Consider the following 13373-nt stretch of genomic DNA (forward strand, 5'->3'; position numbering starts at 1 on the left):
CGATGCCCCAAGCCACACTTCGTCTCCTGCGTTCCCTCTCGATGACCGCCTTGTTCGCGTGCTGCGCCCATGCGAGCGCAGCCTCGTACGTGGTCAAGCATTGCGCTGAGCTGGAAGGCAAGGACGTACCGGCGTCGGTGATCGGATTGCCCACGCGCGGGGCGATCATTACGGATGCATCGTTCGTGGCCGCGGCCGCTCCGCGCAATCGCAACGGCGATTATTGCCGGCTGGTCGGCGTGATCAAGGCGCAACTCGATACCACGCCCGACATCCGCTTCGAGGTGAACCTTCCGGCGCGCTGGAACGGCCGCGCGCTGCAGATGGGCGGCGGTGGTTATAACGGCGTGATCGTGAGCGGTACGGAACCGACCGCGTTCGCGCCGGCGGCGTCGCCATTGTCGATCGGCTATGCGACATTCGGCTCGGATTCCGGTCACGTCGGCAATTCGGGCCGCGCCGATTTCGCGATGAACGACGAAGCCGTGATCAACTTCGGCTACGGGCATCTCAAGAAAACCCACGACGTGGCGCTCGCGCTGATCATCATGGGTTATGGGCGCAAACCCGAGCAGACCTATTTCGCCGGCGGCTCCACGGGCGGGCGCGAAGCGTTCACCGTGATCGAGCGTTATCCCGATGACTACGACGGCGTGATCGCGAACGCGCCGGCCATCAACTTTTCGGGCGTGCGGCTGATCGGCGTGAAAGTCGGGCGTGCTGCTTATGGGACGCCGGGCGGCTTCGTTGGCCCCGTGCAGCAAAAGCGTGTGGTCGAGACCGTGCTGCAAGAATGCGATGGACTCGATGGCGCGCTCGACGGGATCGTGGCGAACGTCGAAGCGTGCCGTGAACGCGAGCCGAAGATCATCGCGCAGTTGCGTTGCGCGGGCGGGCAACGGCCTTCGCAGCGGGACAGCTGTTTGTCGGAAGCGCAACTGGCGACGCTCGAAACCCTGCGCGACGGCTTCACGCTTCCGTACGAACTCGCGCATGGCGTGACGCGTTATTACGGATACAACGTTTTCCAGGGCGTGGATTTTACGAGCGGACTGGGACTCGGCAATTCCGGCGTGCTTCTGCAACCGCCGCGTTTCGATGCCAACGGTTATCTGTTCACGCAAGGCGACAGCTACATGAAGTATTTCGTCACGCATGACCTGCGCTTTAATACGCTCGACTTCGACATAGATCATCCGGGCGATTACAAAGGCCGCCTGGTGGATTTATCGTCGACGGTCGGCGCGATGAACCCGGACATGTCCGCGTTCATTGCCCACGGCGGCAAGCTGATCACCATGCACGGTCTCGCCGATGAAGTCATCAGCCCGAACCAGACCATCGCTTTTTATCATTCGCTCGTTGCGAAGTACGGGCAGGCTATCGTGGATTCGTTCATGCGGCTTTACATGGTGCCGGGATTCCAGCATGGCAACGGCGTGTTCATTCCGGCCTGGGATGAACTCGGCGCGCTCGACAAATGGGTAACGGGGAACATTGCTCCGGAGACGCTGGTCGGCTTCGACATAGCAAGCGCCACGAATGGACGCAGCCGGCCGCTGTGCCGCTATCCCGGATATCCGCGATACGTCGGAAAGGGCAGCATCAACAACGCGGCGAGCTTTCGCTGCGAGAATCCGTAGCTCGCCGCTTGTCATGCTTGATTGCGCCTGGCGCCTTCGTGGTCTACTTACTTGGCCGCTTCCACCTGACCGCGAATCTCGCCGCCGGGATTCTTCGCCGTATGCACGTTGAAATACCAGTTGCCCGCGAGCAGGTCTTTCGCCTGCGCGTCGGTGAGCGTCGCGCTGCCTTCGATCGGGCTCGGCAACTTGCTTGCATCGATAGGAATCACCACGCCGGCATTCTTTCCCGCAGGCGCCGGGCCATGAAAATGCGCCATGCTGGCCGGGCCCGTCAGGTCGGCGTAAGTCACCTTCCAGCTCAACAGTTTGGATGACGTGTCATACGTGCCATCCAGGTTGCCATGACCCTGGCTGTCCTTTGGCGGGACTTCGGACGACGCCTTGAGGTCGGCCTTGAGGTTGACGGTATCGGCGAAGGCGAGCGCAGGTACGGCCAGCGTCAGCGAGAGGGCGGCAGCGGTCAGCATACGATTGAGTTTCATGAGCGGTTTTCCTGATTTTTATGGACCAATGGAACTTCACGACGTTTCGACCCAGGCTGTCCTTGGATCCCGGCCGAGTGCTTGAATACTACGCGTTGCGTCGTCAGCTGCTTTGGGAAACGCCTATGCTCGAGGGTTTATTCCATCGGCTCGACGCGGAATTCGCAGCGCGTAAAAAAGGCGCCATCGGCGCCTTTTCTTCAACTGCATTCACGCTCTTACGAACGTGTTGCTTCGAACAGAAACCAGACACGTTCTTCCGTCTGGTCGATCCAGTTCTCGATAAGACTGGCCGTCGCCACGTCTTCCATTTCGTCGCACAGGTCGTGTAATTCGCGCATGTATTTCACGAGCGACTCATTGTCGTTACGCAGCTCGTTGAGCATGTCGATAGGCGGCACGAAATCCGCGTCGTTATCGGCGAGACGCTTCAACGTGCTGATTTGTCCGACCGATCGCAACGTCGTGCCGCCGAGCTTGCGCGCGCGTTCGGCGATGGGATCGATCATGTCGTAGACGAATTGCGCCTGGTCATCGAGCAGCAAGTGATAGTCGCGAAAGTGCGGCCCGCTCACGTGCCAGTGGAAGTTCTTCGTTTTGACGAAGAGGGAAAAGACGTCGGCCAGCAATTTTGTCAGGCCTTCGGCAACTTGCTTGCGCGCGTCGTTGCCCAGGTCGGTCGGGGTGGTCAGAGCGGCGGAAGCGGCGCTCGGTTTCTTGGTCGTTGTAGCCATGAATGCTCCAGGGTTGCTGAAATTGGCGGGAAAGTACTTGTCACCAAGGCTGGCTATTGCACGTCTCATGCCTAAGCGCAGAGGTACGGCGACAACGCTTTTTAGTTTCTCGCGCGCGCATGACAGGCTTTCGTGCCTGCCAATTTCACCGACCCGCGTTTTCCCCTATGCGCTGCTTCTTGACGCAAAACCAAACGGGCACCACACTTCGTATCAAGGTGTGATCACAGGTCACAGATCGCGTAAGGAGTTGTTTAATTCATGGCACAAGGCACAACACGAGCCGGCGCGCGCGAAGCAAGCGACCCATTGCCGCTCGAACTCGTGGCGCGCGAAACCATGGCGGGGCGGGTCTACGCCCAGTTACGCGAAGCAATCATGACCGGGCGCTTTGCGCCGGGCCAGGCGTTGAGCCTGCGCGGCGTCGCGGAGGCAGTGGGTTCATCGACCATGCCGGTGCGAGCCGCGCTGACACGGCTGCAAGCCGAAGGCGCGTTAATCGACGGTCCCGGCCGCGCGCTCATGGTGCCGCCCATGACGCTCGATTTGCTCGATGAGTTGCGGGATGTACGGATATCGCTGGAAGGATGCGTCGCGAAACGCGCTGCATCGCGGATGACGAAGGAGCATTTGAGCGCGCTGCAAGATGTATTCGATGCAATGCACGCGCACGTAGAAGCTGGTGATGTCCCGGGGTATTTACGCAGCAACTTCGAGTTTCATATCGCCATTTACACGCACGGCGCAAGCGACCTGACGCTCGCGACGATCCAGAATTTGTGGATGCGCATCGGGCCGTTCCTGAACCTCGTGGCGCCGGATATTCCGCACATGAGGTTATCGATGGCTGCGCACAAGAAGATTGTCGATGCGCTCTGGAAGGGCGATGGCGAAGGCGCGCGAGCGGGTATTGAGGAAGACATCGGCGGCGCAGCGGCGGACTTGCAGGAGCGCCTGCAAAGCAGGGAGGCGGTACGCGCGTAGCAGACGCGCGTAGCAGACGCGCGTAGCAGACGCGCGTAATCAACAAAGCTTTAGAAAAAAACATCAACGGAGACGAGCATGACGGTTCTGCAAATGTTGAAACCGCACGCGGGGTTGCGCGTGCTGGTGACGGGTGGTGCATCGGGTATCGGGCTTGTGATCGCGCGTGCTTTCGTCGATGCCGGCTCGCGCGTCCATGTCTGCGACGCGAGCCAGGATGCCATTACGACGCTTCTCAAAGCCGAAGAAAGCACCGAGCTGAACGCGATCACCGCGACGCTTGCAGATGTTGCGGATCTCGCGGCAGTGGACCGTGTTTTCGATGACGTCGCGACGCAACTAGGCGGCCTCGATGTGCTGATCAACAACGCGGGCATTGCGGGTCCGACGGGTGGTATCGACGAGATGGATGTGGGCGAGTGGGAGCAGACCATCAACGTCAATCTCAACGCGCAATTCTATTTCGCGCGGCGCGCCGTGCCGTTGCTGAAAGAGGCGCGCGACGGCGGATCGATCATCGCGTTGTCGTCGGTGGCGGGACGCCTGGGTTACGCGTTTCGCACGCCATATTCAGCGACGAAGTGGGCGGTGGTCGGGCTGACGAAAAGCCTTGCCATCGAACTCGGACCCGACAACATTCGCGTCAACGCCATTCAGCCGGGCATCGTGAAAGGGCCTCGCATTGAGCGTGTGATATCCGCGCGCGCCCAGCAACTCGGCCTCTCCTACGAAGACATGGAGAAGGACTACCTCGCAAAAATCTCGCTGCGCCGCATGACTACGCCGGAGGAGGTCGCCGCGACCGCGTTGTTCCTGTGCTCGCCGGGCGGCAGCGGTATTTCGGGGCAGGCCATCTCGGTGTGCGGCAACGTCGAAGTGCTCTGAACACGTCTCTCAATTGACAAGAGGTCTGAACGCAATGGCTACCAAGCGCAAGGTCATCATCACGTGCGCGCCCACGGGCGCGATTCATACTCCGTCGATGTCGCCATACCTGCCCGTCACGCCGCAAGAAATAGGCGATGCCGCGCTGGCCGCAGCGAAAGAAGGCGCGGCCATTTTGCACCTTCATGCACGAGATCCCGTCGACGGACGGCCGACGCAAGACCCCGCCGTATTCCAGCAGTTCCTGCCGCGCATCAAGGCCGAAACGGACGCGGTGATCAACATCACGAGCGGCGGCAGTCCGCACATGACGGTGGAAGAACGCCTGAAGCCGGCACATCATTTCAAGCCGGAGGTTGCATCGCTGAACATGGGTTCGATGAACTTCGGTCTCTACCCCATGCTCGATCGCTTCAAGGAATTCAAGCACGACTGGGAGCGTCAGCATCTGGCCAACAGCCGCGACCTGATCTTCAAGAACACGTTCAAGGACATTGAATACATCCTGACGTCTTGCGGCGCGAACGGCACCCGCTTCGAATACGAGTGCTACGACATTTCGCATCTCTACAACCTTGCGCATTTCGTCGATCGCGGTCTCGCGAAACCACCGTTCTTCGTGCAGAGCGTGTTCGGCCTGCTAGGCGGTATCGGGCCGCATCCGGAAGACCTGATGCACATGCGACGTACCGCCGATCGTCTCTTCGGCAACGATTACGTATGGTCGATTCTCGGGGCGGGACGTCATCAGATTCCGCTTGCGACACTAGGTGTTGCGCAAGGATCGAACGTGCGTGTGGGACTCGAGGATTCGCTGTGGATCGAGGCCGGAAAATTGGCCGAGTCGAGCGCCGCGCAAGTCGTGAAAATCCGCCAGGTGATAGAAGGCCTCTCGCTCGATATTGCAACGCCCGATGAAGCGCGCGCCATGCTCGGACTCAAGGGCGCGGACAACACCAACTTCTGACACATCCCTTCAACCTTTGACGGCGGAGATCACTGTGACTGTGCCGAAACTCAAAGTGGTGGCCATGCCGACAGGCTGGCTGACCGTCGATCGGTCATCGCAGATTTACGGGCGGTATTACGGACAGCAGATCAAGGTGCCAGTCTGGTCGACGGCGATCGTGGGCGGCGACAAAAAGATCGTCGTCGATACCGGCATCCACGATCCCGGCTGGGTATCGAGCTTCGTGTGTCCGTGCGAACAAGCGCCGGAAGAACGGCTTGAACGCGCGTTAAAAGAGTACGTGGGCTGGAGCGCGGACGACGTCGATATTGTCATCAACACGCATTTGCATTACGACCATTCCGGCGGCAATACGCTCTTCAAGAATGCCCGCTTCATTGTGCAGGCAAGTGAGTGGGAATACGCGGGCCGGCCGTTGCCCACGCAAGCCACGTTCTATCAGGAGTTCCTGATAGGCCGCGAGCCGCTCGCCTATTTCAGATGGCAGTTCGTGCATGGCATCACGGACATTGCTCCGGGCGTACGCGTTATCCCGACGCCGGGACACACGCCGGGGCATCAGTCCGTTGCCGTCGATACCGCCGACGGCGTTGTGCTGATCGCAGGCGATTGCGCCAGTTGCATGGAAAACATCGTCGATCTCGTGCCGGTCGGGATCGTTCATGAGACCGCGGCCGAACTCGCATCGCTCAGGCGAATCAGGCAGATCGCGGACTTCGTCATCCCCGGCCACGATCCGAATGTCGTGGCGGGATCTGCAGGCATCGAACTACCGGCAAGTGCACGTCTGAAGCACGTAGAAAGTTAGTAGTACAGGCATAAATAACCATACGTTGGATCGGAGGAAGACATGAACACGCTGACGAACACCATCCGTCGGGCGGCACGCCTTGCGCTCGGGGCCGCGTTGCTCGCGACGCTGGCGGTATCGCAACAAGCCTCGGCCGCGGAGAAATACAAGGTATTTCTATCGATGAGCTATGTGGGCAACGACTGGCAAACCGAAGCCGCGAACATGGTCAAGGCCATGGCCGCGACGCCGGGCCTGAAAGACAAGGTCGATCTCGAAGTGCAGGTTGCAGGCACGGACGCACAAAAGCAGATCCAGCAGATCAACTCGATGGTTCAGGCAGGCGCCAAGGCCATCGTGATCTATCCAATCTCGCCGACCGCGCTGAACCGTGCGATCAAGAATGCATGTTCGAAAGGCGTGATCGTGGCCGCGTACGACGGCGAAGTGACCGAGCCGTGCGCGCATAACGTGACGATCGATCAGAAGCAGGCCGGGACTGTCACGGCGGAGTGGCTCGCGAAGTCGATCAACGGCAAGGGCAATATCGTGCTGATCAACGGCGTGCCGGGCACGTCCGTGGATCGTGCGCGCACTGAAGCGGCGAAGGCGGTATTCGCGAAGTATCCAGGGATCAAGATCGTGGCCGAAGGCACGGGCATGTGGAGCCAGGCGACGGCGAAAACGGAGTTGTCGAAGATCCTTGCAACGAACAGCTGGGACAAGATCGACGGCTTGTGGATGCAGGTCGGATGCTTCACGGCCGCATCGATGCAACTCGAAGCCGGCATAGCCGACGACAAGGTGAAGCCGTGCGCGGGTGAATCGTCGAACGGGCATCGCGTGCAGATGTTGCCGCCGGGAACCGTGAAGGGCGATGGTTCGTATCGCTCGATCGGGTATCGTTCGATCTCCTACGGTTCGCCGCCGTACTCCGGCGCGCTGGCACTGAAGATGGCGGTCGGCAAGCTCGAAGGCAAGGATTTTCCGCCGCATGTGACGCTCAAGCTGCCGCTGGTCTTGACCGCGGAATCCAAGCTGTGCAAGACGGGTTCCATCGATGAACTGAAGGCAGGCTGTACCGCGTTCATGCCGGACAAGGTGCCGCCGGGCTGGTTCGCCGACATCTATTCGGCAGAGACGAGCGAGGTTGGTTTCAACGCGGCGCTGACCGGCAAGCCGGACTAAGGAGCGTTCCATGCAGAGCCACTCACAGGCAGCGGATGGCGGCTGGGCGATCGACCTGTCGAACGTGACCAAGCGCTTCGGTGCGACCGTTGCGCTGGACAATGCGTCCTTCCGCGTTAGACGCGGCGCCGTTCACGCGCTGCTTGGCGAGAACGGCGCGGGCAAATCGACGACCGTCAAGCTGCTCTCGGGATTGATGCAGCCGGACGAAGGCAGCATCTCCATCCTCGGCCAGAGCGTGAACATGCGCGGTCCGAAGGACGCGCAACGTGCGGGCGTGCAGACGGCGTTCCAGGAGATGACGCTCGTGCGCGATCTGACGGTCGCGCAGAACCTGCTGATGTCGTACGAGCCGACCGGCTGGTTCGGCCGCATTCGTCAGCGCGAAGCGCAACGGCAGGCCGCGGAATGGCTCGACAAGCTCGAACTGGGCGATGTACGTCCAGGAGCGTATATCCGCGACCTGGCGTTGCCTGTGCGCCAGAAGATCGAGATTGCGAAGGCGGTAGTGCGCAAGCCGGAAGTTCTCTTGCTCGATGAACCTACGTCGGCGTTATCGGGCCGCGATGTATCGTGGCTCGCTCGCCGTATTGAAGAAATGAAGGCGCGGGGCGTGACGTTCGTATTCATCACGCACCGCATGCAGGAAGTGCGCGAGTTCTGCGACAGCCTGACGGTGTACAGGAATGGCCACGACGTAGGCGCGTTCGATACCTCCGCCATCTCCGACGACGAGGTCATCCGCCTCGTGATCGGACGCTCGATGGAAGCCAAATATCCGCCCAAGGTTCCGTCTCCCGCCGTGCTCGAAACGCCTGCAATGGAAGCGCGCGGCATCAAGGTGGACGCCGTGGTGAACGATTTCGATCTCACGTTGAAGGCGGGCGAAGTGCATGGCATTGCAGCGCTTCAGGGCATGGGGCAACGCGAGATTTTCGAGGCCTTGTTCGGTGCGCAGTTTATCGATGCAGGCCAGATTCTCGTCGATGGAAAACCGGTCACGCTGACATCGACCGCGGATTCGTTGAAGGCGGGAATATCCACGAGTTTCCTGCCTGAAGACCGCAAGACCGAGGGCCTTTTCTTGCGTCTTCCCGGCGGAGAAAACGTCTCGTTGCCCGTCATCAAACGCTATACGCGCTTCGGACTGATTGACCGCAAGCGCGAACAGGCGGCCATCAAGCGTGCGCTCGCGCAAATGGAAGTGAACCCGCGCGCGGTCTACAAACCGTGCCTCTCGTTTTCGGGTGGCAACCAGCAGAAGATCGCGATGGCGAAATGGTTGCTCACGCAAAGCCGCGTGTGGCTGATGTTCGATCCGACGCGCGGTATCGACGTGGGCACGAAGCATCAGATCTTCGTGCTGATGCGCGCGTTTGCGGCCGCTGGCGGCGCCGTGCTGTTCTATTCCACCGATGTACCCGAGCTCGTGAACGTGTGCGACCGCGTGACGGTGGTGTATCGCGGACGCAATGTGGCGGAGCTCGACGGTGAATCGCTCACCGAAGAAAACGTGATGCGCAAGATGCTTTCAAGTTGAAACGTAGCGACTCGGATCAAGCAACCAGAGGTCGATCATGAAAATTGCAATTGCGTCACCCGATAGCGAGATCGTGCGTCCAGGCGCGCACGTCGGTTTGCGGGCGCGCATCGATCATTATCGCGGGCTGATCATCGCCATTGGCGCGCTCCTCGCCATGCTGATCGCGTGGGTGTCGTTGTCGGCCACGCCGGTTGGCATGTACGACGTCGGCTCCGTGATCTCCAGCAGCACAACGCTCGCGCTCGCGGCAATCGGGCAGACCATCGTGGTGCTGAGCGGCGGGTTCGATCTGTCGGCGTCGGCGGTGGTGTCGTTGTCCAACGTGCTCGCCGTGCATTTCGTGCAAGGCACGCCGGTTCAGCAATGGGGCGGCGTTGCGCTGATTCTCGCGATAGGCGGCGGTATAGGGCTGATCAACGGCGCGTTGATCGCGTGGTTCCGGCTGCAGTCGATCGTGGTCACGCTTGCCACCATGTTCATGGTGCAGGGCCTCACGCTGCTGATTCAAAACAAACCGGGCGGGAGTATCGGCGAGCAGTTTGGCGGCTTGATCACATCCGACCTGATTCAAGACAAGGTGCCGATTTCCGCCGCCGTGCTGGTCATCGCGCTGCTGGTGTGGACCTTCGTGAAGCGCACGCGGTTTGGCGTTGGTCTTTACGCACTCGGCAGCGATCCCGATGGCGCGTATTCGAACGGCATGCCCGTGCGCGGCTACCGGATCGCAACGTATGCGCTCGCCGGCATGTTCTACGCGGCGGCCGGGCTTTATGTATCGGCGCAGACGGGTTCCGCCGATCCGCTCGTTGGCCGGCCCTTGTTGCTTTCCATGTTCACCGCGGTCGTGCTCGGCGGAACGTGGCTGGGCGGCGGACGCGGTGGCTGCGTTGGCACGGTGTTCGCCGCCATGACGCTGATGATCACGGTGAACATCCTGCTCGTCTTGAACGTCTCTGCATTTTTTACGACGATCGCCGAAGCGGTGATCCTTATTCTGGCCGTGCTGGGATCGTCTATCGGCAAACAATCGGCCGCGCATCACTGCGCGCAATACGCAAGCCGATGGCTCACCGCCTGGCGAACCGGAACCCGTGCCAAGGATGACCCGCGCGCGCGACGCGTGAAATTCGAAGTCGAGCATTTCCGTCCGATAGACAACACCGAACTCAAAGGCCGCGCTGTATCGGACTGGATAGAACGCAATCGCGAATGGGTGAAGTACGTGGTGCCCGCTTATTTGCTGTTCTTCGCGGTCATCGTGATCACCGGCGTGGTGTACGGACCGGGCGTGCTTGCGAGCGCGAACTTCTACACGAGCTTGCTGACGCTGACGCTGTTCCTCGCAATCCTGGGCTTGGGGCAAGGAGCCGTGATTCTCACTGGCGGTCTCGATCTTTCCGTGCCGTGGCTCATCACCATGTCAGGCGTGCTGCTCACGGGCCTTACGCACGGTCTCAACGATGCCGCCATCTGGGCCGTACCGCTCGTGCTCGGCGCAGGCTTGTTGGTGGGCATTTTCAACGGCGTTGGCGTGGTTGTGCTCGGCTTGCCGCCGATCGTCGTGACGCTTGCCGCCAACGGCTTGCTGCAGGGCATCACACTCATTTATTGCAATGGTTCGCCGCAAGGCTGGGCGCCATCGGCTGTCAGTAATTTCACGAATGGTCGCTTCGGGCCGTTATCGCTGGCCGCGTGGTGCGTGCCGTTGTTCCTCGCGTTTGCGTTGCTGCTGCTGCATCGCACGGCTTTTGGACGACGGGTCTATGCAGTCGGCAATTCGCCCATTGCAGCCAAGCTCTCCGGCGTGCGAGTGGGCGCGACGCTCATCGCCGTGTATTGCCTCTCGGGTTTGTGTTCCGCCGCGGTCGGCCTGTTGCTCGCCGGCTTCAGCAGCCAGGCATTCCTCGGCATGGGCGACCCGTACCTGTTGCCATCGATTGCGGTCGTGGTCGTTGGCGGCGCCTTGATTACCGGTGGACGCGGCCATTATCTCGGCGTATTCGGCGGGGCGTTGCTGCTGACCGCGCTCGGCACATTGCTCGCGGGAACGACCGTGCCGCCGGCTGTGCGCGACATCATCAACGGGCTCGTCGTGCTGGCTGCGGTGATCACGTTGCGCGACAAGAAAGCTTGAGACTAAATGGAGCCTGCTATGAGCAGCAAACGCGTTGCGGTGATTGGATCGGGGCGCATAGGGCGCGCGTGGGCTATCGTGTTTGCGCGTGCGGGGTTCGAAGTTCGTCTTCACGATGCCGACAGCGCAATGCTCGACGGCGCGATTCCATCCATACGCGAGAGCATTGCCGATCTGCAGGAATATGGCCTGATCGATGAACCCATAGCGCAGATCGTTGCCCGTGTGAGCGCATGCAAAGAGCTTGCCGATGCCGTGCAGGACGTGGATCTCGTGCAGGAGAACATCGCGGAAATAGTGGAGGTGAAACGCACGTTGTTCGCCGCGCTCGACAAGCTGACGCGTCCCGATACATTGCTCGCAAGTTCGACTTCAGGTTTGCCCGCTTCGACCTTCACCGAAGACCTGGCCGGCCGCGCGCGATGCCTCGTGGCGCATCCCGTGAACCCGCCATCGCTCGTGCCGCTCGTGGAGTTGTGCGGTGCGCCGTGGACCACGCCCGAGACGATTTCCCGCGCTCGCGTTATCTACGAAGAAGCCGGTCAGCAACCCGTCATCGTCACGCGTGAGATACCGGGTTTTCTGTTGAACCGGCTGCAGGGCGTCTTGCTCGATGAAGCGTTGAGCCTCTACGCGCGTGGATACGCCAGCGCCGCCGACCTCGATACGGTGATGCGCGACGGCCTCGGACTGCGCTGGTCGTTCATGGGTCCGTTCGAGACCATCGACCTCAACGCGCCCGGTGGCGTCACGGATTACGCGGCACGCTACGGCGCGATGTACCAATCGTTCGCGAAAGACAGCGTGCCGTTCGACTGGTCGCCTGAAAGCGTCGCGCGGCTCGACGCCGAACGCCGCGAAGTCCTTGCACGTGACGAAATAGAAAACCGTAGCCGATGGCGCGACCGGCGGCTGATGGCGTTGCTCGCGCATCGCCGGGCGATAGCCAAGTCCGGCAAGTAGTCCGATAAATACAGGAGACAACCATGATCGAAACGCGCCTGATCGTCGATGCGAACAATCATCTTGGTGAAGGACCGCTGTGGGACGTAAAGGAACAGCGCTTGTACTGGATCGACAGCACCGCCGCCGAGATCAGCAGTTGCCGCGCCGATGGCAGCGACATCAAACGGTATTTCGTGCCGCGCCATATTGGTTCAATGGCGTTGCGCGAGCAGGGCGGCGCCGTGGTTGCGCTCGCCAACGGCCTGCATTTCTACGACTTCGATGCGCAGACGGTCAAGCTCATCGCGGACCCTGAAAGCGACGACACCGAAACGCGTTTCAACGATGGCAAGGTCGACCGGCGCGGAAGGTTTATTGCAGGGACCATGGCTTACGACTTCGACCGTTACGATGCCGATCGCGGTCAGCGTTCGAGCCGCAGCGGGGCGTTGTATCGGCTCGACACCAACGGTCAGGTCACGCGGCTCGACGGCGGCATTAGTTGCTCGAATGGTCCGTGCTGGAGCCCTGACAATCGAACCTTTTATTTCACCGACACCTACGATCGCCAGATGTACGCGTACGACTACGACATCGAAACGGGAGCGGTCGCGAACCGGCGCGTGTTTGCATCGGCGAGAGATATGGCGGGCACGTTCGATGGCGCGACCGTCGACGCCGAGGGTTACGTCTGGTCGGCGCTCGTGTTCGGCGGACGCATCCTGCGTTTCGCGCCGGACGGGACGCTCGACCGCGTGGTGCCATTTCCTGTTCGAAACCTGACGAGCGTGATGTTTGGTGGTCCGGATCTGGACATCCTTTTCGTCACGACCATGGGCCGCCCGATGTGGGGCATTCCGCAAAAAGAGCGCGACAAGGGCGGCTTGTTTGCGATCACCGGCCTTGGCGTGAAAGGCTTGCCTGAGCCGCGATTCGCGGGTTGAAGGCGTGCGGGCAGACTTGAGCAAAAGCGATAGCGACATGAAATCTTGTCAATATCCACTGTAGGGTGCCGCGCCTATACTGCGTGGCCAGAACAGCGATCGATGCAACGGCTGTCGATCTGCCAAGT

The 13373-nt window shown here is 60.8% G+C and carries 12 protein-coding genes; 10 read left to right on the plus strand and 2 right to left on the minus strand.

What is annotated here, in order from left to right; translation table 11 throughout:
* The first annotated feature begins 2 nt into the window (after positions 1–2).
* Positions 3–1643 carry a tannase/feruloyl esterase family alpha/beta hydrolase gene (locus tag ASG35_RS04700; RefSeq protein WP_056353310.1) on the plus strand — a complete coding sequence of 547 codons (1641 nt, stop codon included), beginning with the start codon at positions 3–5 and terminating at the stop codon, positions 1641–1643.
* A gap of 47 nt (positions 1644–1690) precedes the next feature.
* Here ASG35_RS04700 and ASG35_RS04705 read toward each other — a convergent pair whose 3' ends face one another.
* On the minus strand, positions 1691–2113 hold the full coding sequence (locus ASG35_RS04705; protein WP_056353789.1) for a CHRD domain-containing protein: 423 nt from the start codon (positions 2111–2113) through the stop codon (positions 1691–1693).
* 233 nt (positions 2114–2346) lie between these two features.
* Positions 2347–2862: a Dps family protein gene (locus tag ASG35_RS04710; protein ID WP_056353314.1), complete on the minus strand. Its 516-nt coding sequence runs from the start codon at positions 2860–2862 to the stop codon at positions 2347–2349.
* 339 nt (positions 2863–3201) lie between these two features.
* Between ASG35_RS04710 and ASG35_RS04715 the strand changes: the two genes are divergently transcribed.
* From ASG35_RS04715 to ASG35_RS04755, 9 genes are all read left to right on the plus strand, one after another.
* Positions 3202–3846: a GntR family transcriptional regulator gene (locus ASG35_RS04715; RefSeq protein ID WP_082508239.1), complete on the plus strand. Its 645-nt coding sequence runs from the start codon at positions 3202–3204 to the stop codon at positions 3844–3846.
* 78 nt (positions 3847–3924) lie between these two features.
* The gene (locus ASG35_RS04720; protein ID WP_056353319.1) at positions 3925–4731 is read left to right on the plus strand and encodes an SDR family oxidoreductase; all 807 of its coding nucleotides are present in this window, start codon (positions 3925–3927) and stop codon (positions 4729–4731) included.
* A gap of 34 nt (positions 4732–4765) precedes the next feature.
* Entirely contained in the window at positions 4766–5698 is a 933-nt protein-coding gene (locus ASG35_RS04725) for a 3-keto-5-aminohexanoate cleavage protein (RefSeq protein WP_056353321.1), read from the plus strand.
* A 64-nt stretch (positions 5699–5762) separates the two neighbouring features.
* Entirely contained in the window at positions 5763–6509 is a 747-nt protein-coding gene (locus ASG35_RS04730) for an N-acyl homoserine lactonase family protein (protein WP_056353792.1), read from the plus strand.
* A 42-nt stretch (positions 6510–6551) separates the two neighbouring features.
* On the plus strand, positions 6552–7679 hold the full coding sequence (locus ASG35_RS04735) for a sugar ABC transporter substrate-binding protein (protein ID WP_056353323.1): 1128 nt from the start codon (positions 6552–6554) through the stop codon (positions 7677–7679).
* A 10-nt stretch (positions 7680–7689) separates the two neighbouring features.
* On the plus strand, positions 7690–9219 hold the full coding sequence (locus ASG35_RS04740) for a sugar ABC transporter ATP-binding protein (protein WP_056353326.1): 1530 nt from the start codon (positions 7690–7692) through the stop codon (positions 9217–9219).
* 37 nt (positions 9220–9256) lie between these two features.
* Positions 9257–11356: an ABC transporter permease gene (locus tag ASG35_RS04745; RefSeq protein ID WP_056353329.1), complete on the plus strand. Its 2100-nt coding sequence runs from the start codon at positions 9257–9259 to the stop codon at positions 11354–11356.
* An 18-nt stretch (positions 11357–11374) separates the two neighbouring features.
* The gene (locus tag ASG35_RS04750) at positions 11375–12319 is read left to right on the plus strand and encodes a 3-hydroxyacyl-CoA dehydrogenase (protein ID WP_056353796.1); all 945 of its coding nucleotides are present in this window, start codon (positions 11375–11377) and stop codon (positions 12317–12319) included.
* Between the two features lie 23 nt (positions 12320–12342).
* Entirely contained in the window at positions 12343–13245 is a 903-nt protein-coding gene (locus tag ASG35_RS04755) for an SMP-30/gluconolactonase/LRE family protein (protein WP_056353333.1), read from the plus strand.
* The last annotated feature ends 128 nt before the right edge of the window (positions 13246–13373 follow it).

This window comes from Burkholderia sp. Leaf177, from assembly GCF_001424345.1.
In the GTDB taxonomy this organism is placed as follows: Bacteria; Pseudomonadota; Gammaproteobacteria; order Burkholderiales; family Burkholderiaceae; genus Caballeronia.